Below are 23,801 nucleotides of genomic sequence, written 5' to 3'. Positions count from 1 at the left end.
CCTACTCCGCGGCCTCCGCCGTCGCCGCGTCCCGGGCGATCCTGCCCAGCACGTTCGACGCGCTCCCGCCCGGCTCGACCGCCTCGCCGATGTTCTTCTTGATGCTTTCGCTCACCGCCGACCAGGAGTTCTTGCCGTACGGGAGGAGTTCGGACGAGGGCAGCGCCTCCAGGAACTTGCGCAGATCGGCGTGGTTGTCGTCCGCCGTCATCGTCTCGCTGGCGCTGTACGTGACGGGCAGCAGGTCGTACTGGCCGGCGAAGTTCAGGACGTTCTTGTCCTCGTACACGTAATCCAGGAAGCGGCCGATCTCGCGGCGGTGGCCGTTCTCCTTGAACGCCATCATCCAGTCCGCCACGCCCATGGACGACTTGGCCTTGCCCTTGGTGCCCGGCAGCGCCACCATGCCGACCTTGATGCCGCGCTTGCCCGCCTCCTGCATCAGCGTCGGATGGCCGTTGAGCATGCCGACCTGGCCGCTGGTGAACGCCTTGAAGGCGGTCGCGCGGTCGAGTTTGCCGGGGGCGACCGGGCCGGTGAGGCCCTCGCCGACCAGGTCCTTCCTGAGCCAGTCGAACGTGGCGATGTTCTGCTGCGAGTCGATGCTGTACGAGCCGTCGCCCGTGTCCGTGTAGCCGCCTCCTCCGCTCAGCAGCCACATCAGGGTCTCGCCCTGCGCCTCCTCCGACCCCAGCGGGATCGCGATCGGCGTCGTCACGCCCTGCGCCTTCAGCGCCTGGGCGTCGGCCTTGATGTCGTCCCAGTTCTTGGGGGCGTCGGTCACTCCGGCCCGTTCGAAGAGCTCCTTGTTGTAGAAGAGCAGCCGGGTCGAGGCGACGAACGGCATTCCGTACTGGACGCGGTTGATCTTTCCGGCCTCGGAGAGCTGCGAAAGGAAGTTCGCCTGCGTGGGAACGGAGAGCAGCTGATCGGCGGTGTAGAGCTTGCCCGCCTTCGCGAAGTGGGAGTACGAGCCGATCTGCGCGATGTCGGGCGCTTCGCCGTTCGCGGCCATCTCGGAGACGTCCGCGTCAATGGTCTTCCAGGGACGCACATTGACACTGATCTTGATGCCGGGGTTGTTGGACTCGAACTCCGCGGCCAGGGCTTTCCAGTACTTCGAGGAACTGTCATCCGCGTTCGTGCCGTAATCGGCGGCGACGAGTTCGAGCGTGACCTCGGAGGCCCCTCCCGTACTGCCGCAACCGGCCAGCGCCGCGGTCGTACAGAGTGCGGCTATCGCCGCGGTCATTCCTGAGTAGCGCTGTCGCACGTTGTGTTCCCGCCGTGTTCTTGTCGCCCGTTGTTGCTTCGTCACTCGTTGTTATGTGGTGTCGGATTTTCTCCCATGTAGAGGTTTGAGGTCCACTGAAGATGATTACGCTTCGACAACGCATCGACACTCACCGATACGCGCAACAACACGCAACAAACCCGAACAGTGGACTAGACCTTTCAGGGCTCTACACGCGAGACTGTTCCCGTGAGACACGTCATCGCCCTTGATGTGGGCGGCACCGGAATGAAAGCCGCCCTCGTGGGGGCGGACGGCGCGCTGCTCCACGAGGCGCGCCGGGCGACCGGCCGCGAGCGCGGGCCCGATGCGGTCGTCGAGACGATCCTCGGCTTCGCCGCCGAGCTGCGCGCGTACGGTACGGAGCACTTCGGCGCGAGCGCCCTCGCCGCCGGGGTCGCCGTCCCCGGGATCGTGGACGCCGAGCGCGGCGTGGCGCTGTACGCGTCCAACCTGGGCTGGCGCGACGTACCGCTGCGCGAGCTGCTCACCGCCCGTCTCGGCGGGGTGCCGGTCGCGCTCGGGCACGACGTACGGACGGGCGGGCTGGCGGAGGGGCGGCTCGGCGCGGGCCGGGGCGCGGACCGGTTCCTGTTCGTACCGCTGGGTACGGGGATCGCCGGGGCCATCGGGATCAACGGCGTCATCGAGGCGGGCGCGCACGGCTCGGCGGGCGAGATCGGCCATGTCGTCGTACGGCCCGACGGCCCGGCGTGCGGCTGCGGGCAGCGCGGCTGTCTGGAGACGCTCGCGTCGGCCGGCGCGGTGAGCCGCGCCTGGGCGGCGGAGACCGGCGATCCGGCGGCGGACGCGGCGGACTGTGCGAAGGCCGTGGAGTCCGGCGACCCGGCGGCCGTACGGATCTGGAGCACGGCGGTCGACGCGCTCGCCGCCGGGCTGGTCACGGCGCTCACCCTGCTGGACCCGCGGACGCTGATCATCGGCGGGGGTCTGGCCGGGGCCGGAGACACCCTGTTCACACCGCTGCGGGCGGCGGTCGAGGCGCGCGTGACGTTCCAGTCGCTGCCGGAGATCGTCCCGGCGGCGCTCGGGGACACGGCGGGCTGTCTGGGGGCGGGGCTGCTGGCGTGGGACCTGCTGGCGGCGCGGGAGGCGGAGCCGGCGAGCGCGAGAGAGCCGACGAGTGCGGCGAGCACCACGGAGCCGACGAGCGCGATACCGGCCGCGGCAGCCCCCGTACCGGCGGCTTCAGCCTCCCCCGCCCCTCCCACGCCTCCCACCCCTCCCACCACGCAAGTCCCTCCCCCCGCTCCCCCCACTCCCCCCACTCAATCGGAGGTAACCGCCTGATGGCCGCTCCCGCCGCTCCCGCCGCACGCGCCGCATGCACCGTTCTCACCGGCGCCCGGGTGGTGCTCCCGACCGGCACCGTCGACGGCGGCCGGGTGATCGTCGAGAACGGCCGGATCACGGGCGCGGCCCCCGCCCACGCCACCCGCATCGACCTCACCGGACACTGGCTCGTCCCCGGCTTCGTGGACCTCCACAACCACGGCGGCGGCGGCGCCTCGTTCACCTCCGGCTCCGTCGCCGACGTACTCCACGGCGTCCGTACGCACCGCGCGCACGGCACGACCACGCTCGTCGCGTCCCTCGTCACCGGCGAACCGGCCTTCCTCGCGCAGCGCGCCGGCCTCCTCTCCGAGCTCGTCGAGCAGGGCGACCTCGCCGGGATCCACTTCGAGGGCCCGTTCATCTCCCCCTGCCGCAAGGGCGCGCACAGCGAGGAGCTGCTGCGCCACCCCGACCCGGCCGAGGTGCGCAAGCTGATCGACGCGGCGCGCGGTACGGCCGCGATGATGACGCTCGCGCCCGAACTCCCCGGCGGGCTCGACTCCGTACGGCTGCTGGTGGAGCACGGCGTGCTCGCCGCCGTCGGCCATACGGACGCGACGTACGAGCAGACAGTCGAGGCGATCGACGCGGGCGCGCGCGTGGCGACGCACCTGTTCAACGCGATGCCGTCGCTCGGCCACCGGGAGCCGGGGCCGGTCGCCGCGCTGCTGGAGGACGAGCGGGTGACCGTCGAGCTGATCAACGACGGCACGCATCTGCACCCGGCGGCACTGGAGTTGGCGTTCCACCGCGCGGGCCCGGGCCGTGTCGCCTTCATCACGGACGCGATGGACGCGGCCGGTTACGGCGACGGCCGCTACCAGCTCGGCCCGCTGGCCGTCGACGTCAAGGACGGGGTCGCGCGGCTCGTGGAGGGCGGTTCGATCGCCGGGTCCACCCTCACGCTCGACACCGCCTTCCGGCGCGCGGCGACCGTGGACCGGCTGCCGGTGGAGGACATCGTGGAGGCGGTCTCGGCGAACCCGGCGAAGCTGCTCGGCGTCTACAACCGGGTCGGCTCGCTGGAGCCGGGCAAGGATGCGGACGCGGTGGTCCTGGACGCGGACTTCGGACTCAAGGGCGTTCTGTACAAGGGTGATTGGGTACTGGACCCGCGCGCCTCGTAGACCCGCGCGCCTCGTAGACCCGCGTGCCTCGAAGACCCGTGTGCCTCGTAGAACCGCGCACCTCGTAGAACCGCGCGCCTCGTAAGCCCGTCGAGCCGTGCGGGGACGTGCCCGCACGGCTCAACGAGGCAGTCGGACCGGTTACTTCGCGGGTGGCACGATCACCCAGTCCTCGGCCGGCACGGACTCCGTGCCGTCGGGATACACCGCGCTCACCCGGTAGTAGTGGGTGGTACCCGGCGCGGCCGTACGGTCCACGTAGTCCGTGGCCGTGACGGGCCGGTCGGTCAGCGTCCGGAAGGTGCCGGCGGCGCGGTCCCAGCGCTGGACCAGATAGCCCGCCGCGCCGTCGGTCTCGTACCAGGAGAGGTTCACGGTGTCGCCGCCCGTGCTCCGCACCACGTCGAGCCCCCTGACCGGGGAGCCTTCGGGCGTCTCGGTGGACGGTCGCAGATCCAGCTTGGTGACGGCCACGATGTCGGCCTCGCGGGTCCACCGGTAGCTGGAGTTGCCGGCGGTGTCGACGGCGTCGATGAAGTAGCACTTCTCCTCACCGTCGGGCCGTGTTTCATGGGTCCAGGTCGTCTCGTCCGTCCCCAGGTAGGCCGCCGTCCCGTAGTCGGCGCAGACCCGGGTGCCGTCCTCCTCGTCGGTCCACACATCGCCGGTATGGACCTCGTACCGCTTGAGGTCGGACTCGGTGTTGGGGGTCCAGCGCAGGACGACGCCGTACTCCGTCGCCGTCGCCGTGAGCCCCTTGACCTGGGCGGGCGGTGTGAGGTCGCGCTCGCTCTCCCTCGTGGTGACGGACACGGTGGCGGAGGGCAGTGACTCGACGCCGCGGCTGTCGTATCCCTTGATCACGTAGTGGTACGTGGTCTTCTCCGCCGGCCAGAGGTCCGTGCAGGTGTACTGGCGCTGTTTGTCGGCGAGCGTCGTCCAGCTGGTGGCGCAGCGGATCGGCTCGCTCTTCGCCGTGTCCACGGGCAGCCGCGTCGAACGGTAGACGTGGAAGTCGTAGTAGACACCGTCCGTGGCGGGATTGACCTTCCAGGTCAGGACGGTCCGATCCGCCACCGCGGCCGACGCGGTCACCTCGCGCGGCGCCGCGACCGGACGCTGGGCCGTGACAGCGACGGCGTACTCGGAGCGGCGGGCGGCACCGTCCACGGCGGCCACGCGGTAGGTCCAGTTCTGGGAGCGCGCTGCCGTGGCGTCGGTGAAGCCGGCGGTCGTGGTGGACTTGGTGACACTGCCCTGGCCGTTGGTGCGCACTACGTCGTAACGGACCGCCCCCGGAACCGCCTTCCAGGTCAGTACGATGCCCGCGTCCTCGCCCCGCGCGGCGAGGCCCTCCGGGGTGGTGGCCTTGATGGTGGTCACGGGCTTGTTGACGCTGCCCGCCGAGACGTTGCCGGCCTTGTCGTAGGCGCGGACCTCGTAGTAGTAGGTCTTGCCGGCCTCGGGCGGGACGCCCGCGTAACTGGTCCCGGTGGTGGTGCGGACATGCGTGTACTTGGTGCTGCCTTCGAGCCGGCGGTAGACGCGGTAGCCCGCGAGGTCCATCTCCTTGTTGGCCTGCCACGTCACCTTCGCCTCGGCGGTGGTGTTGTCCAGCACGGCCTTCACACCGGTCGGGGTGAGCGGTGCGGTCTTGTCGACTGACTTGGAAGTCCTGGGCACGTAACCGAACTTTACGTTCGCGCGGCCGGTCCAGTTGACGAAGTCGATGCGCAGCTTGTGCTTCCCCTTGGGGACGGTGATGTCGCGCGTCTTCTTCTGGGTGGTCGAGACGTCCTTCCAGAGGTTGATCTGGCGCACACCGTCCACGTACACGCGAATGCCGTCCTGTGCGGCGGCGTTGAGGGTGAAGGGGCCGCCCGAGCCGAAGTCCCTGGTCAGCGTCCACCGGACGCCGTAGCCGTCCTTCGGCAGGCCGGAGACGGGGGCGCCGGTGCCCCAGTTCTCGTCGATGACCTTGTCGCAGTCGGTCTTCTTCGGCTTGCCCGAGAAGGTGGTGTTGGGGAAGAACTGCCGGGTGAAGACCGGCGACGCGCAGTCGGCCGCGGGCACGGCGGCCGGTGCCGAGGCAGTGGGTGCCGAGGCAGTGGGCGCCGCCACCGCCATGGGCGTTACGGTCCCCAGCAGACCGGAGGCCGTCGCCGTGGCGACGGACAGGGCGCGGGCGGTACGGAAGCGCCGCGCGCGAGGAGTCGGGATCATGGATGAACTGCCCTTTCAGGCCCGGAAATACGCAGAAGCGACGACGGGTGGCGGGAAGGGGGGCGGCAGGTGGGGTGCGGCAGGTGGGACAGGTGGGGCTGATCCACCGCCGAACGGATGATCATACGCACTCTGGGCACCCGGAGTTCCGCGGCCCGTAGGCCCGTACGCCCGTACGCCCGTTGGCCCGTACGCCCGTAGGCTCGTACGGCCGGGGGTCTGGGCCGACCGCCGACTTTTTGGAATGATCGGCATCCATGGCCCAAGGCCGGCCGGCAGACAGCCGGCCGTGGGCGAGCAAGCCCATTCCCGGAGGCGCGACGGATGATCCTGACGGTCACCCTCAACACCGCGCTGGACATCACGTACCGCACCCCCGCGCTGATCCCGCACACCACGCACCGCGTCACCGAGGTGGTCGAACGCCCCGGCGGCAAGGGCCTGAACGTCGCGCGGGTGCTGTCGGCTCTCGGGCACGAGACGGTGGTCACGGGGTTCGCGGGCGGGCGTACGGGCGATGTGCTGCGCGAGCTGCTGGGGGCGGGCTCCACGGCGCGCCCGGTCGGCGGAAAACACGAACGCCGAGGGCGGCCCCGACCCGTGGACGCGCTGCTGCCGATCTCCGGATCCACCCGGCGCACGATCGCGGTCGTCGACGCGGCGACCGGTGACACCACCCAGCTCAACGAGCCGGGGCCGACCGTCTCGGCCGCCGAGTGGACCGCGTTCCTGAGCTGTTACGACCGGCTGGTGCCCGGCGCCGAGGCCGTGGCGCTCTGCGGGAGCCTCCCGCCGGGCATCCATGTCGGCGCGTACGCGGAGCTGATCCGGCGCGCCCGGGCCGCCGGCGTCCCCGTACTCCTCGACACGAGCGGCGAGCCACTGCGTCGGGGCGTCGCGGCGCGCCCCGACCTGGTGAAGCCGAACGCCGACGAACTCGCCCTGCTCACCGGCTCCCGCGACCCCCTGCGCGCCGCGCACGACGCCCGGCGCCGGGGCGCGCACGCCGTCATCGCCTCCCTCGGCCCCGACGGCATCCTCGCGGCCACCCCGGAGGGCCTCTGGCGCGCCGCGCCGCCGGCCCCGGCGCGCGGGAACCCTACGGGCGCGGGCGACTCGGCGGTCGCCGGGATCCTCTCCGGCCTGGTCGAACGCCTCCCGTGGCCCACCCGGCTGAGCCGCGCGGTCGCGCTGTCGACGGCGACCGTACTCTCCCCGGTCGCGGGCGAGTTCGACGCGACGGCGTACGAGGAGCTGCTGCCGCGCGTGAGGGTCACGGAACACCCGGCGCCGTAACGCCGTACCCACTTACCGCGACGTATCGCCGTACCTTCGGATCAGAGCGGGACGCCGTACTCCAGATAGACCGTCACGCCACGCTCCCGCGCGGCGATACACGCCTCCACCCGGCGGGCCAGCGACGGGGTCAGCCTCGCGCGGACCTCTTCCGGGCCGACGAACTCGTACGCGCGGAGCTCCTCTTCCTGAAGATGGATCCCGCCCATCTGCTCGGCCGTCAGCACACCACCGTCGAAGATCGCGGCCATGCCCTCGCTGCGGCCGGGGCGCGGCCCCGTCCAGTCGATCCCGAGCAGCCGGCCGGGCCGCCAGGCGAGCCCCAGCTCTTCCGCCACCTCGCGCACGGCCCCGTCGCGGGGAGACTCGTCCCGCTCCACACTGCCGCCGGGGATCTCCCACGGGTCCTTGTAGACCGGATCGACGAGCATCACCCGGCCGTCGGCGTCAAAGAACAGCGCGCCGGCCGACATCCGCTTCCGCGGCAGCGACCGGTCGTACTCCGACAACCGGTCGTACTCCGACAACTCACCCGCAGGCTCCTCCGGCGCAACGCTCATGCCCAGCGAGGCTACCGTGACCTGCACCGTTCGCCCTGTCCTGAGTGCGGTAGGCGCAGGAGTGGCGGACAGCCGGACACGGAGCACCCGGAGGCGTGGGCCGATGCCAGTGGGCCTCGATCCTCGATCGCGTTGGGGAGCGAGGATCGAGGGGTCATGCCGGGAACAAGGAATGTCAGCGAGCGAGGAGGGCTCTCGTCTCGTCGCTCACCTTGGGCAGTTCGCTCCGGTCTGCCCAAGTCGAGTCGTCGTGCTCGGTGAGAGCGATCGGCTCGTACTTCCCGACGGTGACGGAGAAGGTGAACTGCCGGGTCGACAGGCCATTGTTGGAGGCGTAGTCGAAGGTGCCGACATAGCCGGTGACCTCAGCGAGAGGGAGGCCGGTCTCCTCCATGACCTCCCGCCTCAGGGCCTCTTCCAGCTTCTCGCCCGACTCAACACCGCCACCGGGCAGCTCCCACAGGCCGCCCAGGAAGTCATCGGGCTTCCGTCGCAGCAGGAGCACGCGGCCGGCGTCGTCGGTGATCAGCGCGCCGACGACAAACTGCCCGATCCCCGCGTCCGCGGCTTCGGCCAGGAGGGCGGGGACGAAGTCGGGTTCGGCGTCGAAGAGGGACGTCACAGAAGCTCCTTGTGGTGGTCAATCACCTTGCGGGCCGCGCGGACATACTGCTCGACCAGCGGAAGATCCTCGTCACAATGCCAGACGGGCAGCTTGATCGTGTGCCGGTGGGTGTGCTCGGCAACGGGGAAATCCCCCTCCTCGTAACGGCGGTGGGAACGCGGATGACCGGGGAACAGGGGGCCGGGCTGCCGGTACAGCGGCAGCCGGTTCATCGGGCAGGTCGAGCCGGGCCGGTCGAACTCGGCTGCGCCTTCTGCCAGGAGTGCTTGGTGGAAACGCTCGATGCCCAGCCCACCGAGCTCCTCCGGCCGGTAGGTGAGCGTCAACCCGTACCAGGACGGGATCACTCCGAAGGGCATCGGGATGACGTCCAGGCCGGGCATGCCCGCGAACCGCTCGCCGAGGTGGCGGGCGATCTCGGCCCGGCCTGCGAGGTAGCCGTCGAGGCGACCGAGCTGGTCGTGCGCGAGCGCGGCGGCCAGCGGGTGGATACGGAGCTTGAGCCCGGCACCGGTGACCGCGTATGACGGTCACGGAGCAGCCGGAGGCATGAACCGCGACCGCCGCGACCGTTCTCTACGCCGCGCTCACCGCGTCAGCTCTTGACCCAGCCTTCTTTGAGCGAGAACTGATCGAGGGCCGCCTCGCACTGATTGCCGTCCTCGCACGAGATCTTGATCGTGTTGGATCCCTTTTCGAGGTCGAACCAGGCGTAGGTGGTCGTCCAGCCCTTCTCCCAGTCCCCCTCGGGCGCACGGGCGAAGTTCTCCATGTTGAGCGGAGTGTCACGCGCCTTGCCGTTGATGCTCAGCGTCATGTCCGCGTCCTTGCCGGGCACGCCGTACGTCACAAAGACCGTGTACTGGCCCGAGTCGGGCACCTCGAAGGTCCAACTGGCCGCCGCGCCCGCGCCGTTGAGCGTGATGTACGCGCCGCTCTCGCTCTTCGCGCCCGGGATGTCCGTGGCCATCGCGGCGGGAGAGGTGAGCTTCATGACCGCCGCGTCGCCCTTGGGCAGTTCGCCCGAGGCCGCGTCGTCGGCGGTGTCGTCGCTCGGTGCGGTGCTGGGCGACGGAGAACCTTCGGCCGACGAGCTGGCGCCGCCCGTGGGGTCCGCGTTGTCGCCCGTCGTGTCGTCGCCGGTGTTCATCAGCGCCACCGTGATACCTATCACCACGACCGCGACCACGGCGACCGCCGCGATCAGCAGGCCCCTGGTGTTGGGACCGCTGCCGCTGCCATGTCCACCACCGCCGCCACGCTGCCCGGGCAGCTGGCGGGGGTCGAGCGTGGGATGGGCGGTCGTGGGCGCCTGGGCATATGCCTGCTGCTGACCGTACTGGGCCTGCTGGCCGCCGTACGGGGCCTGCTGCACAGGAGGGGTCGCCTGGCGGCGGTCGCCCACCGCTCTGACCTGGTTGTACGAGGTCCTGGGCACGCCGGGCTGGGCCGCGGGACCGGGGTAGCCGTAGCCGCCCGCCTGGCCTCGCTGAGCGGCGGCGGCTGCCTGTCCGTCCTCGTACAGATAGCCGAACGGATCGTCGTCCTCGGGCTTGCTCGCGCCGTTGTTCCCGGCCGTCATTCCCTGGTCACTCCTTACCCTCTCGCCAGCGTCGCCGACCGGCCCGAGCCTACCTCGTACGGGCAAGCCTACGAACGGGTCTTGACGAGTGGCATCCAGTCTCCAAGTCCTGGGTGAAGAACGGATAGCGGACATGTCCCAGCCCTGTCCCGAACGGGCGGAGACGTTTCTTCGGTCGTCGGCCGCCGTACACGTACCCGTCCGCGTGCCGCTACCCCGTCTGCTACCCCGCCCGCCACCCCGCCCGCGTTCCGCTACCCCGCCCGCCGGGGTGCCTTGCTCCGCGAGCGCTTCTCGATGTACATCCGCTGGTCAGCCGATTGCAGCACTTCCTCCACCGACATTCCGCAGCTCGCCCAGCTGATGCCGAAGCTCGCCCCCACCCTGACCGCCCGGCCGTCCACCCGGATCGGCGGGATGATCGCGTTCCGCAGGCGTACGGCGAGATCGGCGGCGTCCGCCGCGCCCAGCCCGTCCGCGAGCACCACGAACTCGTCACCGCCGAGCCGCGCGACGGTGTCCCCGTCCCGTACGCCCGTGGTCAGCCGGCGCGCGACCTCGATCAGCACCTCGTCGCCGGTGTTGTGGCCGAAGCGGTCGTTGATCGACTTGAAGCCGTCGAGGTCGCAGAAGAGGACCGCGAGCCCCTTCGTGCCGTCGTCGGCGCCGGTGGTGCCGTCACCGCCGTCCTCCCCGGGGACGCCGCCACCGCTCTCGGTGGGCGCGACCAGGTGGACGTGGTTGTCGAAGGGGCCGCCAACGCGCGGGCCGCCGGCCGTCTCCTCGTACGTGTCGTAGCCGTCGTACCCGTCATAGCCGTCGTACGGGTCGTAGCCCGGCTTGTGGAGCACCGTGCCGTCGTACCCCCCGTACGCCGCGTCCAGCGCCTCGACGGCGGTCTCGCGCAGGGCGTGCGGGCGCGAGCAGAGCCGGGCGCTGAGCCGGGAGCGCAGCTCGGCGCTGTTGGGGAGGCCGGTGAGGGAGTCGTGCGAGGCCCGGTGGGCGAGCTGGAGTTCGCGGCCCTTGCGCTCCTCTATGTCCTCGACGTGCGTGAGCAGGAAGCGGGGGCCGTCGGTGGTGTCGGCGACCACCGAGTTGCGCAGCGAGACCCAGACGTACGTGCCGTCGCGGCGCGCGAGCCGCAGCTCGGCCCGGCCGCCCTCGGCCGAGGTGCGCAGCAGGGTGCCGATGTCCTCGGGGTGGACGAGGTCGGAGAAGGATTGGCGGCGCATCGCGGAGGCGGGGCGGCCCAGGAGGCGGCAGAGCGCGTCGTTGGTGCGCAGCAGCCGGCCGTGCTGGTCGCCGCCCATCTCGGCGATGGCCATGCCGCTCGGCGCGTACTCGAAGGCCTGGCGGAAGGATTCCTCACTGGCGCGCAGGGCCTGCTGCTCGCGCTCCAGCCGGACCAGCGCGCGCTGCATGTTTGCGCGGAGCCGGGCGTTGCTGATCGCAATGGCCGCCTGCGACGCGTACATCTGGAGGGCTTCCTGCCCCCAGGGCCCCGGGCGGCGCCCGCCGCGCGGCCGGTCGACGGATATGACGCCGAGGAGTTCGCCACCGCCGCCCCTGGCGTGCGCCGGGGGGTCGCGGCGGGCCGCCGCGTACATCGGGGCGTACAGGCGGTCCTGCGGGTGCCACTCGTCCTCGAAGCGGGGGTAGGGGCCCTCGGTGAACCACTGCGGGACGTCGTCCTCCAGCAGCACCCAGCCCTCGGTGTGCGGTATGAACCGCAGATCGCCCCAGGTCTCGCCCATCGCCAGCCGCCGCTCCCAGGAACCGCGGGAGCCGACCCGGCCGGTGATCAGGGATTCCGCGGCGGTGCTGCCCGCGAAGGCGGCCACGACGAGATCGCCGTCGGCCTGGACGACATTGACGCAGGCGAGTTCGTAACCGAGCCCTGTGACGACTCCGTCAGCGACGGTCTGAAGCGTGTCCGCAAGGCTGCGGGCCGTGTTGAGTTCGGCGACGGCCTGATGCAGTTGCCGCAGGGTCGCAAGGCGGACGTACGGCTCCGACTCGGTCTCCATTGCTCGCTCTCCCCGAGACCTCGACAGCAACTCCAGTGATTTTTATCGGCTCTCGTGTTTGCAGGGTCCTCGCCACTGAATCACAGGGTGCTGTGCGCCCGGTACACAGGGTCAACAAATACCCCCGTCTGTGAGTCAAGTCACACGAGTGACGGAAGGGCGGAACGCCTGGTGGGGACGGTCCCTCGGTCTTTTTGAACGCAAACTCAGGGGGTCGGTGAGTGTACGGGGCCCTGGTCCTAGGACCGGGGCTGGTCCCCTGGCCCGATGCGGCGGGGAACGACCGAGACTAGCGTCTTCCGCGTGTCCCAGACGAGCCCCGCCGGCCCCATCACCGGCGCCACGACCGCCATAGCCCCGTCCGCCGTCCCGTCCACGGCCCCGGGCGCAGCCCCGTCCATGACCCCGGCCGCAGCCCCGCCCACAGCCCCGCCCACGGCGGCCTCCGTCGACCCCGAAGGCCGCGCCGTCCCGCATGCTGTGGGGGTGAGCAACGACGAGTTCCGCGCCGCCCTCGCCCGGCTGGCCGCCGGGGTGGTGCTGGTGACGGCGCATGAGCCCCCACTCAGCCAGGACGGCCCGCGCGGCGAGGACGCCGGAATGACGGCGACCGCCTTCATGTCGGTCTCGCTGGATCCGCCCCTGGTGCTGGTCAGCCTCCGCAACGGCTCCCGGATGGACGATCTGCTCCTCGAACAGCCGCTGTGGGCGGTCTCGTTGCTGACCGAGAACCAGCGGCAGATCGCGGGCCGGTTCTCCATGAAGGGCCGGATCAGCGACCGGCTGATCTTCGCGGACATCGCGCACCGCAGGGGTGAGCTGAGCGGGGCGCCGCTGATCGAGGGCGCGCTGGCGACGCTGGAGTGCCGTACGGAGCAGCGGGTGGTGGCGGGCGATCACACGCTGGTGATCGGACGGGTGCTGACGGCGGAGCTGCCGGGCGGGGAGGGCGAGCCGCTGCTGTACTTCAAGGGGAAGTACAGGCAGTTGGGACGGTAGGAGCGGGACAAACAGGCATAGGCGGTACGGGCGGCAGAGGTGCGGGGGCATGAGCGGTACGGGCGGTACGGGCGGTACGGGCCGCCCGCTTACGAGCGGCACAAGCGGTACGGGCCGCCCGCTTACGTAGGGCACAAGCGGTACGAGCCGCCCGCTACCCCCAGTCCCTGCCCGTCCGTCCCCGCTTCGTGTCGGCGCGCTGCTTCTTCTCGCGCAGCCGGCGCTCATTGATCCCGCGCGGGATCTTCGTCTTCCGGCGCGCCCGCGGTGGCGGCGCGGTCGCCTCCGCCAGCAGCGCGGCGAGCCGTACGGACGCGGTCTCGCGGTTGCGCCACTGGGAGCGGTGCTCCGAGGCTCGTACGGTGATCACGCCGCCCACCAGCCGGTTCGCGAGCCGTTCGAGCGCCCGCTCCTTCCAGACCGGCGGCAGCGCCTCCGTCCTCGCGAGGTCGAAGCGCAGCTCCACCTGGGAGTCGCTGGTGTTGACGTGCTGGCCGCCGGGGCCCGAGGAACGCGAGAAACGCCACATCAGCTCGGCCTCCGGCAGGGAGACCGAACCGCGGATGACATGAGAAGAGGGCCCGGACATGTGTCCATCGTCCCGTGTCAGGACCGGTCCCGTCACCCGCATTTCCCGATGCGTGGTCACTCACCGGCCAGGGACTGCCGATTTCGGGCCAACGGCCAGTTCCGGGTAAAGAAAGTAAAGAAGCTGGAACCTCCCGGTCCTGTGCCCTCGTTATGGCGTGTGACGGTAGCTTCGGGGACGGCTCGAAGTCCGCACACGACAACGAAAAGGACAATCCCCATGGCTGTAAGCCTGTCCAAGGGTGGCAACGTCTCGCTCACCAAGGAGGCCCCCGGCCTCACCGCCGTGACGGTCGGCCTCGGCTGGGACGTCCGCACCACCACCGGTACCGACTTCGACCTCGACGCCTCGGCGATCGCGGTGAACTCGGCGGGGAAGGTCTTCTCCGACTCGCACTTCGTCTTCTTCAACAACAAGTCGACGCCGGACCAGTCGATCGTCCACACCGGGGACAACACCACGGGCGACGGCGAGGGCGACGACGAGTCGATCAACGTCAACCTGGCGGCCCTGCCGGCCGACATCGACAAGATCGTCTTCCCGGTCTCCATCTACGACGCCGAGACCCGCAGCCAGAACTTCGGCCAGGTCAGGAACGCGTTCATCCGTATCGTCAACCAGGCCGGCGGCGTCGAGATCGCCCGTTACGACCTGAGCGAGGACGCCGCCACCGAGACCGCGATGGTCTTCGGCGAGCTGTACCGCAACGGCGCCGAGTGGAAGTTCCGCGCGGTCGGCCAGGGGTACGCCTCGGGCCTGGTCGGTATCGCCACGGACTTCGGTGTGAACCTCTGACGCGGCTGAACAGGTAGATCGGTTTCGAGGGGCCGGGTGGGGCGGTACGGAGCACCCACCCGGCTCGGGGCGCGCCTCGGGTACGCATCGCGTACACCTCGGGTACGTATCGCGTGTGCCCAGGGTGGGCTTCGGGTGTACCTCGGCCGCGCCTCAGCTGCGCCTCAGCCGAGCGGCGGCTTCGCCTTGCCGTACAGCCAGGCGTCCCACACGGATTCGAGCTTCCGGCCGGCCGTGCCCGACGGACCTGATGCACCCGACCCGCCCGCCTCCCGCTCCACATAGGCGGTGAAGTCGCCGGTGCCGGCGTTGCCGTGCCGGTGCTCACGTGCCCAGCCCCGGACGATACGGAAGAACGTGTCGTCACCGACGGCCTCGCGCACGCGCTGGAGCACCATGGCCCCGCGCCCGTACACCGGCGGGTCCGAGATCCGCGCGGCGGACGGCGGTACGGCCGGCGGGAAGGCCCAGTTGGCCTGGTCGGCGTACGCCTCGGCGAAGCTGTCCCCGACGGGTACGCCCTCGGTCTCCGCCAGCCAGAGCCACTCCGCGTAGGTGGCGAAGCCCTCGCTGAGCCACATGTCGCGCCAGGTCTTCGGCGTCACGGAGTTCCCGAACCACTGGTGGGCCACCTCGTGCACCAGCGTCTCGGTGGCGGTCGGGCCGGGGAGGAAGGGCCTGGTCTGGGTCTCCAGGGCGTATTCGGCGTCGCCGGGGCGGCCGATGATCAGGCCGCCGGAGGAGAACGGATACGGCCCGAAGTTCCGCTCGCTCCACTTCATGACGCGGGGGACGGCGGCGAGCAGCGCGGCGCTGTCGTTGACGACGGTCGGATCGACGGCCGTGTAGAGCGGGACGACGTTCTTCGTGCCGGCTGTCGCCTTGGTCCGGTACGGACCGATGGCGACCGTGGCGAGATAGCTCGCCATCGGCGCGGGCTCGTGCCAGGCGAAGGAGGTACGGCCGTCGCGCGTGCGCTCGCTCCGCAACTCGCCGTTGGAGACGGCCTTGAGCCCGAGCCCGGCCGGCACGGTGACGGTGATGTCGTACGACGCCTTGTCGCTGGGGTGGTGGTTGCCGGGGAACCAGGCCATCGACCCCGTGGGCTCCCCCAGCGCGACCACCCGGCGGCCGTCCTCGGCCGCGTCGACGAGCCACCCCTCCTGCGACCCGTCGGCGTCGGTGATCCGGCGCGGCACCCCGGAGTACCGGACGACGGTACGGAAGGTGTCCCCCCGCCCGAGCCGCGCCCGGGGCCGCAGCGTCAGCTCCGTACCGTCCCTGCGCACGGCGGCCGATGCCCCGTCGACGGTCGCGGAGTCCACCGTCATCCCGGCGAAGTCGAGGTTGAACGCGCCGAGGTCCTGGGTGGCGCGGGCGGTGATCTCCGCGACGCCCTTGAGGCGCCCGGTGGCGGGCGTGTAGTCGAGGGTCAGCCCGTAGTGCTCGACGTCGTAGCCCCCGTTGCCCAGCCCCGGAAAGTACGGATCACCGAGCCCGGCCGCCCCGACGTGGCCGGCGGGACCGGCGGGACCGGCGGCAGCGCGGGTGCCGTCGCCGGTACAGCCGCTCGCGAGAACGAGCAGGACGAGCGGGAGTACGAGCGGTCTGGTCGCGGCCGGGGGTCGAAGCACCCGGCGATCGTAGAGCCGAAGGGTGACACCGCCCTCCGCCGCGCCTCAGAACGCGCCGGTGTCCAGCTCGAACCCGAACGGCGCGGGCAGCGGAACCGCCTCGGAGAGCTTGTACGACTCCTTGCGCCGGTACTCCTCACCGACGGGGGAGGTGAAGAGGATGGCCTGGTCCGCTTCCCTGTCGACGAGCAGATAGACGGGAATGCCTGCGCGGGCATAGCCCCGGATCTTCTTGCCCCGGTCGTTCGCCCCGGTGGAACGGGACGTCACCTCGGCGATCAGGAGCACGGGGGCGGGATCGTGGAACTCCAGCTCGTCGGCGAAGCTGCCTTTCGGGGCGATGACGAGGTCCGGGATGGCCCTGCCGGGCATGGCCCGGCCGTTGGCCGAAGGCGAAGGACCGGAAAGGGCCAGCCCGACGCCCGTATAGGTACGCAGTAATGGATCCTGACGGTGGTCATGGAACTGCCCGCAGAGCTCCGAAACGATCTCCGCGTGCGCTCCATCGGCCAGGGGTCCCGCGTGGATCCCGTCTTCGAGAAGCTCCACCCGCCAACCCGCAGGTGCGACCGCGCTGAACAGCTCAAACGCCTCTTCCGGAAGCAGGGCCGGGATCCTTCCCTTGAGCCGGTTCAGCAGACGGACGTACTCCGGTTCGCACTCCGGAACAAGCGGTGCCACGACAGACCTCCTTCGCACAGGGCGGCCCCGACCCTGTCAGGGAGAACGGTCCTCCCCACGCGCAGCCCGGAACCATTCACTCGAACGTGTGAGCGGTGACGTTTCTGCGGGGCCGGCCCCCGATCGTGGCTCCGTGGGGCGGGCGCCGTCGGCGGCGTGACACCATCGGGGCCGTGCTCGACATCGGTTACTCCCTCTCCCGGCGCTTTCCCGACCCTCCGCAGACCGACTACCGCCTCGCGGACGTGCGGGCGCTGCGGCACGACCTCTTCTGCGGGGACGTGTATCTCGCGGACACCGTGAAGGACCGCGAGGTGTCCACAGCCTGGGGATGGGTGCCGGTGCTGGACTTCGCCTGGGCGTTGTGCGACATCGTCGAGCAGCTCGACCGGGATCCCCGGGGCAGCCGCGCGGCGAAGCCGCAGTTCGCCGAGCTGGACTTCACCGAGTCGGCGGACCGCATGTTCTTCCAGCGGCGCTTCGGGTGGGTCGACGTGGAGGCCGACTGGATGCCCGGCGACGAGCCGCCGCTCACCTTCGGCCACCGGCTGCTGCGCCGCGAGGCGCGCGACTTCCTGCACGACCTGATCGCGGATCTCGCCGATATGCACGAGGGTCTGGCCGACAACCCGATCATCTGGGACCTTCAGTCCCGCTTCCCCCGCACGCAGGTGGCGCCGTAGCAGCCGTCCCCCGCCCCGCCCCTCCCCGCCCCTCACACCGTGGTCACACAGCTACCACACAGTCCACTCATCGATTTCCGCGTCGCCGCGCGTACATCCCGCACCGCCGGGCACACGTTCCTTACCGGGGCACCGCCGGGAAGCGGACGACGATCCGCTTCTTCCCCCCACCCAGGCGCGTCCCCCCGGAGCACCATGGAGGCCCCGATCAAACCCCCCACTCCCCCCGGGTCGGGGCCTCCGGTCAGTGCCCCGGCCGGCCGCAGGTGAGTCGTTCGGCCGGTCCTCCGGCCAGTCCTCCGGCCGGTCCTTTGGTCAGTCCTCCACCCGCACCCCGATCTGCGCCGCGAACGCCGGTGCCAGATGGAGCAGTTGGGCAGAGCTGATCACCGCACCCGCCAGCCGGTCCAGCCCGCGCGCGATGTCCAGCTCCGCGACGGTCCGCAGATCGACGTCCTTCATCCGGACCCCGCTCAGATCGGCCCGTCTGAGCACGCAGTCCCGGAACTCCACGCGCTCCAGCTCCGCGCCGCCGAAGTCCGGCTCCGACAGGACGCATCCCTCGAAGACCACATCCCGGAGCCGGGCCTTCCGCAGGTTCAGATAGTCGATCTTCCCGCCCTTGAACAGCACCCGCTCCAGCACCGCGCCGTGCAACTGCGCCCCGCCCAGCCGCGCGTCCACCACCTCCACATCCCGCAGCGACGCCCCCGACAGGTCCGTGCCGACGCCCTTCACCCCGTGCAGTACGGAGTCGACGAACCGCGCCCGCCCCAGCGCCGTCTCGTCCAGCCCGCAGCCACGCAGCGCGCAGTCGATGAACCGCGAGCCAGGCCCCTCCTGGCCGCTCAGGTCCAGATCCGTGAACTCCAACCCGTCGTAGTCGCCGTCCGGCTCCAGCCCGCCGCCGTACGGACTCAGTGGCGGCAGCCGCACCTCCGCGCGCTTCGCCGCCGTGGCCCCGCTCCTCGTTGTCTTCCGTGCCATGCCCCCATGGTGACGTACGCCACTGACAACGCGTCGATGTCACATCTCGGCGACCCGTTCCCGTCGCAACAGAGAACGGCCAGAAGAGAGAAGGCCAAGGCCCAAGGACCACCAAGGACCAAGGAGAACCCCGACCATGGAATCCCGTCGGCCCACCACCGCCACGAACCGCACCACCGCCACGAACACCACCGCCACGCACACCATCACCGTCATCGGAGGCGGACTCGCCGGCCTCACCGCCGCCATCACCGCCGCCGAATCGGGCGCCGCTCCCGTCACCCTCTACGACGGACACCGCACGCTCGGTGGCCGGGCCCGTACGGCGGCCGTGCACATCCCGGACGCGACCGCTCCGTACCGCACCAACGACGGCCCGCACGCCCTCTACAACAAAGGCCCCCACTGGGCCTGGCTCCGGCAGCGCGGGCTGCTCGGCGCCGTCACCGGCGCACCCCTGCGGCCCGGCGGCCCCTTCATCCGCTTCCACCGCAACGGTGTCCTGCGCGCGGTCCCGCCCCTGGGCCTGCTCACCCTCCCCCGCCGCTCGGCGGAGCGCGCACCCGTCGACACCGACTTCCTGACCTGGGCGACGGCGAAGGCGGGCCCGGTGGCCGCCCGTGACGCCACCCACTACATCGCCGTCGCCCTCTACCACCACGACCCCGGCTCCCTCTCCGCCGCCTTCGTGCAGGAACGGCTGCGGCGCTCCGCCGCGCTCGTACCCGAGGCGCGCTACCCGGTCGGTGGCTGGGGCGGTCTCGTCGACCGAATGGCCGCGTACGCGGAACAGCTCGGCGTACGCATCGAGACGGGCGTACGGATCGACGACCTGCCCGCGCACAGCGCCGAGGACGCGCCCGTCATCGTCGCGACATCGCTGAACTCGGCTCGTCGCATCCTCAAGGACGACGCGCTGCGCTACCTCAGCGGCCGTACCGTCCTGCTGGATCTGGCGCTGCGTACGCGCCCGGGCGATCCGTTCATCATCTCGGACCTGGACGCCCCCGGCTGGCTGGAGCGGTTCAGCGCGGTGGATCCGACCCTGGCCCCGGCGGGCGAGCAACTGGTCCAGGGCCAGTTCCCGATCGGCCGGGACCAACGTCGTTCCGACGGCCTCGCACGCGCCGAGCACCTGCTCGACCTGGGGTTTCGCGGCTGGCGCGAGCGCACCGTATGGCGCCGTGAGTCGCTGGCCGACGGCCGTACGGGCGCGGTCGACCTCCCCGGCACCACCTGGCGGGACCGGCCGCGCATCGACCGGGGCGGCGGGGTGTACCTCGCGGGCGACGCGGTGGCGGCGCCCGGGGTGCTGGCCGAGGTGTCGTTCAACAGCGGGATCGAGGCGGCGACGCTGGCGGTACGGCGCCTGCGGGGCGTGGCCGTCCGAACAAGGGGGTTGACCTCAACAAAGCTTGAGGTTGGAGGCTGATCACGTCACGCCAGTCAGCCGACAGGTCGGCCCGCAAGTCGGCCGGCAAGCACGCCGGCCCACCGGACTCCGAGGAGCCCCCGCATGCACGCCATCCGCCTCCACACCTTCGGCCCCGCCGAGAACCTCACCTACGAGGAGACCGAGGACCCCGCCCCCGGCCCCGGCCAGGTACGTATCGCTGTGGCCGCCGCCGGGGTACACCTCGTGGACACCGCCCTGCGCGAGGGCGTCCAGCTCGGCCCGATGCCCGCGCCCACCGCACTGCCCACCATCCCCGGCCGCGAGGTGGCCGGTACGGTCGAGTCGCTCGGCGCGGGCGTGGCGGACGGCTGGCTCGGGAAGCGCGTCGTCACGCACCTGGGCATGGTCCCGGGCGGCTACGCGGAGTTCGCCGTCGCCGACACCACCCGGCTGCACGAGATCCCGGAGGTGCTCGACGCGGCCGAGGCCGTCGCCATGATCGGGACGGGCCGTACGACGATGGGCATCCTCCAGTTCACGGACCTCGGCGCCGGCGACATCGTCCTCGTCACGGCGGCGGCCGGCGGTATCGGCACGCTCCTCGTGCAGTACGCGAAGAACCTCGACGCCGTCGTCATCGGCCTCGCGGGCGGCCCGGCCAAGGTCGCCCGGGTGGCGGAGAACGGCGCCGATCTCGCCGTCGACTACACCCGGCCGGACTGGCCGGAGCGCGTACGGACGTATCTGCGCGAGCACCACGGAACGCACGGAGCACACGGAACGCACGGAACACACCACGGCGACCACCGGGCGGCGGTCGTCTTCGACTCGGTCGGCGGAGCGATCGGGCTCGCGGCCGTCGATCTGCTCGGCAAGGGCGGGAAGCATGTGGTGTTCGGCTGGTCGGGGTCAGTGGCAGGAGCAGGAGCAGGAGCGGAATCGGGATCGGGATCGGGCCGGCACGACGGGACGCCGCTCACCTTCACCCCCGAGGAGCTGGCGGAACGCGGCATCACCTCCGAGACCGTGCTCGGCCCGGTGATGATCGAAAAGGCGGGCGGCGACATCCGCACCCTGGAGGACCGGGCGCTCGCGGAGGCGGAGGCGGGCCGGCTGCGCCCCGCCGTACAGCGCTTCCCGCTGGCGGACGCGGCGCGGGCGCACCGGGCGCTGGAGACGCGCGGAACGGTGGGGAAGGTAGTGCTGGAGCCGTAGCGAACCCGGACGATTCGTGTTGTTCTGTGGTGATACGCGCACGCGCCACCACAGAACACCGTCGCCACCACAGAACCCCACGGGGAGGGACAAACGTCGATGAGCGACCCGACGACCCCAGGCGCCTCCGGCGCACCCGGCACCCCCGCCACCCCCGCCACCCCCGGCACCTCCGACACCGACCCCGAGACCCACCGCTGGTGGGGCCTGGCCGTCATCGCGATGGCTCAGCTGATGGTCGTACTCGACGCCACCATCGTGAACATCGCCCTGCCGTCCGCCCAGCGCGAGCTGGGCCTCAGCAACGGCAACCGCCAGTGGGTCATCACCGCCTACACCCTCGCCTTCGGCGGGCTGCTGCTGCTCGGCGGCCGGATCGCCGACCTCGTCGGCCGTAAACGCACCTTCATCATCGGCCTGATCGGCTTCGCCGCCGCCTCCGCGCTCGGCGGCGCCGCCCAGAACCCGACGATGCTCTTCGCGTCCCGCGCGCTCCAGGGCATGTTCGCCGCAATCCTGGCACCCTCCGCGCTCTCCCTGCTCACCACCACCTTCCGCGACGGCAGGGAACGGGCCAAGGCGTTCGGGATCTACAGCGCGATCGCGGGCGGCGGGGCGGCGATCGGGCTGCTGCTCGGCGGCGTACTGACGGAGTTCCTGTCGTGGCGCTGGTGCCTGTACGTCAATGTGCCGATCGCCGTGATCGCCGTCGCCGGCGCGCTCGGGCTGCTGCACGACCGGGAGGGCCACAAGGAGTCGCGCCTCGACATCCCGGGGGTCGTCCTCGGCTGCGGCGGGCTGGTCGCCCTCGTGTACGGGTTCAGCGAGGCCGAGTCGCGCGGCTGGTCGTCCGCGCTGGTGCTGGGGCTGCTGTGCGGCGCGGTGGCGCTCCTCGCGTGTTTCGTGTGGTGGCAGACGCGCGCGCCCAGCCCCCTGCTGCCGCTGCACATCATCAAGGACCGCAGCCGGGCGGGCTCGGTGCTGACCATGTGTCTGACGACGATCGGCATGTTCGGGCTGTTCCTGTTCATGACGTTCTTCCTGCAGAACATCCTCGGCTACTCTCCGCTCAGGACGGGCCTCGCCTTCATCCCGATGAGCGCCATGATCGTCATCGCCTCGACCCAGATCGCGGCCCGCCTGATGCACTACGTACAGCCGCGCCTGCTGATGGGCCCGGGGCTGCTGCTCGCGGCGGGCGGGCTGTTCAGCCTCACCTTCATCGACACCCACTCCAGCTACGTCTCCCACATCCTGCCCGGCACCCTGCTGCTCGGCCTCGGCATGGGCCTCACCTTCCTCCCCGTCATGTCCGTCGCCACGTCGGGAGTCGCCCCGAGGGACGCCGGCGTCACCTCCGCGACCGTCAACACCGCGCAGCAGATCGGCGGTTCCATCGGTACGTCGCTGCTCAACACCATCGCCATCACCAGCGCCACGTCGTACGCGACGAGCCACCTCGCGAAGGCGGCAGAACAGGCGGCCCGACGCGGTGGCCTCACCCCCGCGCAGAAGACCGCCCTCGCCAACACCGCCACGGTCCACGGCTTCACGGTCGCCATCGCCTGGGCGGCCGTCATCCTGCTGTTCGCGGCGGTGCTGGCGACGGTCATGGTCACGGCCCGCTCGCCGCAGCAGCGCGAGGCGTGACGGGCCGCCCCGACCGTGGCGAGCATGTCGCATGTATCGGCAACTCCAGTCGAAAGTGCGGGAATCAGGCTCTAAATGCCTCTTGTCCATCCCTATCGTGATCGTTCACGGGGCCTTGCACGGGCCCCGCGCACACCGACCACGCAGAACACCGGACGGAGGGAGCTGGACCATGGGATGGGGAACAGGCACGGGCGGCAGCGGAGGCGACGGCAAGCACGCGGGCGGCAAGGACCCGAGCAAGGACAAGCAGTCGGGGGACACCCAGCGGCCGGCGCCCCAGCCGAAGCACAAGAAGGACGGGGAATCCGCCCGATGAGCGAGGTCACCACCACCGAGCAGGCCGCCATGCGCGGCCTGCTCGGCCCCGTAAAGGAAGAACTCGGCGAGGCGCTGAGCCCCGAGTGGGAGCGGGCCTTCTGGGGCGTGCCACGGCATCGGTTCGTACCCGAACAGACTTGGTTGGGGGCCGACTTGTCGCCGTGCGACCGCGCCACCGACCCGGACGGCTGGTTACGTGCCGTCTACGCGGACGATCCGGCCGTCACGCAGATCAACGACGGCGCGGAGCCGGACGCGGAGGAGGTTGACGGCGGGCGCCGGGCTTCGTCCTCGGCATCCGCACCGTCGATCGTCTTCCGCATGCTCGACCTGCTGGACGTACGCGACGGCCACCGCGTCCTGGAGATCGGCACCGGCGTGCGACACGAGGTCGCACAATGCAAGTAGACGCGATAAGGAGGTTGGCTCTCTGAAGTAGTCAATATCGCTGTCTCAGGTCAGTGCTCAAGACCTGTCCCCGCCCCGGCGCGCGTCGCGAGTAATCGCGGGGTGCGAAGCCCGGGGAACGTGGTCCAAGGGGTCCTGTTCCATCCAGGAGCCACAGGCCGGGGAAGGCCGAGCGGGTGAACGGAAGTGAATCCTCGTTGATGCCTCGTTACGATTCAGGCCCGTGGATGGAATGCGTGAAGGGCCGTACAGAGCTGGCCGTTGAAAAGCGGCGAGTGCCGACCGGCGAGCCCGTGTCGGCCGGGAGAGCACCACTGCTCCGGGGTATAGAGGGCACCCAAACCGGCCGCATC

21 protein-coding genes and 1 pseudogene are annotated in these 23,801 nt (G+C 70.8%); 11 read left to right on the top strand and 11 right to left on the bottom strand.

Annotated elements, in window-relative coordinates; translation table 11 throughout:
* Position 1 precedes the first annotated feature (1 nt).
* Complete coding sequence (locus AB0389_RS25545; protein WP_366397825.1) at positions 2-1,252, bottom strand: extracellular solute-binding protein; 1,251 nt, start codon at positions 1,250-1,252, stop codon at positions 2-4.
* Between the two features lie 231 nt (positions 1,253-1,483).
* On the opposite strand from AB0389_RS25545, the pseudogene AB0389_RS25540 reads away from it, so the two are divergent.
* Positions 1,484-2,398, top strand: a pseudogene (locus AB0389_RS25540) (ROK family protein); the annotation flags it as partial.
* A gap of 206 nt (positions 2,399-2,604) precedes the next feature.
* Complete coding sequence (nagA, locus tag AB0389_RS25535; protein ID WP_366397812.1) at positions 2,605-3,777, top strand: N-acetylglucosamine-6-phosphate deacetylase; 1,173 nt, start codon at positions 2,605-2,607, stop codon at positions 3,775-3,777.
* A 141-nt stretch (positions 3,778-3,918) separates the two neighbouring features.
* Here the strand turns inward: nagA and AB0389_RS25530 are convergent, their stop codons facing one another.
* Complete coding sequence (locus AB0389_RS25530) at positions 3,919-6,000, bottom strand: PA14 domain-containing protein (RefSeq protein ID WP_366397811.1); 2,082 nt, start codon at positions 5,998-6,000, stop codon at positions 3,919-3,921.
* A gap of 324 nt (positions 6,001-6,324) precedes the next feature.
* Here AB0389_RS25530 and AB0389_RS25525 point away from each other — a divergent pair, with 324 nt between their 5' ends.
* Complete coding sequence (locus tag AB0389_RS25525) at positions 6,325-7,296, top strand: 1-phosphofructokinase family hexose kinase (RefSeq protein WP_366397810.1); 972 nt, start codon at positions 6,325-6,327, stop codon at positions 7,294-7,296.
* 41 nt (positions 7,297-7,337) lie between these two features.
* Here AB0389_RS25525 and AB0389_RS25520 read toward each other — a convergent pair whose 3' ends face one another.
* The 5 genes from AB0389_RS25520 to cdgB all read right to left on the bottom strand — a co-directional run bounded on the left by AB0389_RS25520 (position 7,338) and on the right by cdgB (position 12,090).
* A complete protein-coding gene (locus AB0389_RS25520; protein ID WP_366397809.1) occupies positions 7,338-7,856 on the bottom strand; it encodes an NUDIX hydrolase in 519 nt (172 codons plus the stop codon).
* 175 nt (positions 7,857-8,031) lie between these two features.
* Positions 8,032-8,478 (bottom strand): NUDIX domain-containing protein, encoded by a 447-nt coding sequence (locus AB0389_RS25515; RefSeq protein WP_366397808.1) that lies wholly within the window; start codon positions 8,476-8,478, stop codon positions 8,032-8,034.
* On the bottom strand, positions 8,475-8,963 hold the full coding sequence (locus AB0389_RS25510) for a hypothetical protein (RefSeq protein WP_366397824.1): 489 nt from the start codon (positions 8,961-8,963) through the stop codon (positions 8,475-8,477). The genes AB0389_RS25515 and AB0389_RS25510 overlap by 4 nt, the downstream gene beginning before the upstream one ends.
* Positions 8,964-9,076: 113 nt before the next feature.
* Entirely contained in the window at positions 9,077-10,063 is a 987-nt protein-coding gene (locus AB0389_RS25505) for a carbohydrate-binding protein (protein ID WP_366397807.1), read from the bottom strand.
* A gap of 254 nt (positions 10,064-10,317) precedes the next feature.
* The gene (cdgB, locus tag AB0389_RS25500) at positions 10,318-12,090 is read right to left on the bottom strand and encodes a diguanylate cyclase CdgB (RefSeq protein ID WP_366397806.1); all 1,773 of its coding nucleotides are present in this window, start codon (positions 12,088-12,090) and stop codon (positions 10,318-10,320) included.
* 303 nt (positions 12,091-12,393) lie between these two features.
* Between cdgB and AB0389_RS25495 the strand changes: the two genes are divergently transcribed.
* Complete coding sequence (locus AB0389_RS25495) at positions 12,394-13,089, top strand: flavin reductase family protein (protein ID WP_366397805.1); 696 nt, start codon at positions 12,394-12,396, stop codon at positions 13,087-13,089.
* A 154-nt stretch (positions 13,090-13,243) separates the two neighbouring features.
* Here the strand turns inward: AB0389_RS25495 and arfB are convergent, their stop codons facing one another.
* Positions 13,244-13,678: an alternative ribosome rescue aminoacyl-tRNA hydrolase ArfB gene (gene arfB, locus AB0389_RS25490; protein ID WP_366397804.1), complete on the bottom strand. Its 435-nt coding sequence runs from the start codon at positions 13,676-13,678 to the stop codon at positions 13,244-13,246.
* A gap of 219 nt (positions 13,679-13,897) precedes the next feature.
* Here arfB and AB0389_RS25485 point away from each other — a divergent pair, with 219 nt between their 5' ends.
* On the top strand, positions 13,898-14,473 hold the full coding sequence (locus AB0389_RS25485; protein WP_366397803.1) for a TerD family protein: 576 nt from the start codon (positions 13,898-13,900) through the stop codon (positions 14,471-14,473).
* A gap of 164 nt (positions 14,474-14,637) precedes the next feature.
* Here the strand turns inward: AB0389_RS25485 and AB0389_RS25480 are convergent, their stop codons facing one another.
* Both AB0389_RS25480 and AB0389_RS25475 read right to left on the bottom strand, forming a co-directional pair.
* Positions 14,638-16,107: a M1 family metallopeptidase gene (locus tag AB0389_RS25480; RefSeq protein ID WP_366397802.1), complete on the bottom strand. Its 1,470-nt coding sequence runs from the start codon at positions 16,105-16,107 to the stop codon at positions 14,638-14,640.
* 45 nt (positions 16,108-16,152) lie between these two features.
* Positions 16,153-16,788, bottom strand: coding sequence for a Uma2 family endonuclease (locus tag AB0389_RS25475; protein WP_366397801.1), 636 nt, complete (start codon positions 16,786-16,788; stop codon positions 16,153-16,155).
* A 173-nt stretch (positions 16,789-16,961) separates the two neighbouring features.
* Here AB0389_RS25475 and AB0389_RS25470 point away from each other — a divergent pair, with 173 nt between their 5' ends.
* Positions 16,962-17,471 carry a hypothetical protein gene (locus AB0389_RS25470; protein WP_366397800.1) on the top strand — a complete coding sequence of 170 codons (510 nt, stop codon included), beginning with the start codon at positions 16,962-16,964 and terminating at the stop codon, positions 17,469-17,471.
* Between the two features lie 315 nt (positions 17,472-17,786).
* Here the strand turns inward: AB0389_RS25470 and AB0389_RS25465 are convergent, their stop codons facing one another.
* The gene (locus AB0389_RS25465; RefSeq protein WP_366397799.1) at positions 17,787-18,458 is read right to left on the bottom strand and encodes a pentapeptide repeat-containing protein; all 672 of its coding nucleotides are present in this window, start codon (positions 18,456-18,458) and stop codon (positions 17,787-17,789) included.
* A gap of 136 nt (positions 18,459-18,594) precedes the next feature.
* Between AB0389_RS25465 and AB0389_RS25460 the strand changes: the two genes are divergently transcribed.
* The 5 genes from AB0389_RS25460 to AB0389_RS25440 all read left to right on the top strand — a co-directional run bounded on the left by AB0389_RS25460 (position 18,595) and on the right by AB0389_RS25440 (position 23,448).
* Positions 18,595-19,890 carry an NAD(P)-binding protein gene (locus AB0389_RS25460; protein ID WP_366397798.1) on the top strand — a complete coding sequence of 432 codons (1,296 nt, stop codon included), beginning with the start codon at positions 18,595-18,597 and terminating at the stop codon, positions 19,888-19,890.
* An 84-nt stretch (positions 19,891-19,974) separates the two neighbouring features.
* Positions 19,975-21,069, top strand: coding sequence for a zinc-binding dehydrogenase (locus AB0389_RS25455; protein ID WP_366397797.1), 1,095 nt, complete (start codon positions 19,975-19,977; stop codon positions 21,067-21,069).
* A gap of 222 nt (positions 21,070-21,291) precedes the next feature.
* Entirely contained in the window at positions 21,292-22,719 is a 1,428-nt protein-coding gene (locus tag AB0389_RS25450) for an MFS transporter (protein ID WP_366397823.1), read from the top strand.
* A gap of 172 nt (positions 22,720-22,891) precedes the next feature.
* Positions 22,892-23,038: a hypothetical protein gene (locus tag AB0389_RS25445; RefSeq protein WP_366397796.1), complete on the top strand. Its 147-nt coding sequence runs from the start codon at positions 22,892-22,894 to the stop codon at positions 23,036-23,038.
* Positions 23,035-23,448, top strand: a complete 414-nt coding sequence (locus AB0389_RS25440; protein ID WP_366397795.1) for a hypothetical protein — start codon at positions 23,035-23,037, stop codon at positions 23,446-23,448. The genes AB0389_RS25445 and AB0389_RS25440 overlap by 4 nt, the downstream gene beginning before the upstream one ends.
* Positions 23,449-23,801: the final 353 nt, after the last annotated feature.

It is taken from the genome of Streptomyces sp. NPDC093109, assembly GCF_040701725.1.
GTDB lineage: Bacteria > Actinomycetota > Actinomycetes > Streptomycetales > Streptomycetaceae > Streptomyces.
The sequence above is the reverse complement of the archived record's forward strand: the minus strand, read 5'-3'. Positions and strand labels throughout refer to the sequence as shown.

Coding starts and splice junctions, on each gene's coding strand:
- nagA (WP_366397812.1), top strand. CDS start 2,605: ATGGCCGCTCCCGCCGCTCCCGCCGCACGCGCCGCATGCACCGTTCTC.
- AB0389_RS25485 (WP_366397803.1), top strand. CDS start 13,898: ATGGCTGTAAGCCTGTCCAAGGGTGGCAACGTCTCGCTCACCAAGGAG.
- AB0389_RS25450 (WP_366397823.1), top strand. CDS start 21,292: ATGGCTCAGCTGATGGTCGTACTCGACGCCACCATCGTGAACATCGCC.
- AB0389_RS25530 (WP_366397811.1), bottom strand. CDS start 6,000: ATGATCCCGACTCCTCGCGCGCGGCGCTTCCGTACCGCCCGCGCCCTG.
- AB0389_RS25525 (WP_366397810.1), top strand. CDS start 6,325: ATGATCCTGACGGTCACCCTCAACACCGCGCTGGACATCACGTACCGC.
- AB0389_RS25455 (WP_366397797.1), top strand. CDS start 19,975: ATGCACGCCATCCGCCTCCACACCTTCGGCCCCGCCGAGAACCTCACC.
- AB0389_RS25445 (WP_366397796.1), top strand. CDS start 22,892: ATGGGATGGGGAACAGGCACGGGCGGCAGCGGAGGCGACGGCAAGCAC.
- AB0389_RS25505 (WP_366397807.1), bottom strand. CDS start 10,063: ATGACGGCCGGGAACAACGGCGCGAGCAAGCCCGAGGACGACGATCCG.
- AB0389_RS25440 (WP_366397795.1), top strand. CDS start 23,035: ATGAGCGAGGTCACCACCACCGAGCAGGCCGCCATGCGCGGCCTGCTC.
- AB0389_RS25460 (WP_366397798.1), top strand. CDS start 18,595: ATGGAATCCCGTCGGCCCACCACCGCCACGAACCGCACCACCGCCACG.
- AB0389_RS25545 (WP_366397825.1), bottom strand. CDS start 1,252: ATGACCGCGGCGATAGCCGCACTCTGTACGACCGCGGCGCTGGCCGGT.
- AB0389_RS25520 (WP_366397809.1), bottom strand. CDS start 7,856: ATGAGCGTTGCGCCGGAGGAGCCTGCGGGTGAGTTGTCGGAGTACGAC.
- AB0389_RS25465 (WP_366397799.1), bottom strand. CDS start 18,458: ATGGCACGGAAGACAACGAGGAGCGGGGCCACGGCGGCGAAGCGCGCG.
- cdgB (WP_366397806.1), bottom strand. CDS start 12,090: ATGGAGACCGAGTCGGAGCCGTACGTCCGCCTTGCGACCCTGCGGCAA.
- arfB (WP_366397804.1), bottom strand. CDS start 13,678: ATGTCCGGGCCCTCTTCTCATGTCATCCGCGGTTCGGTCTCCCTGCCG.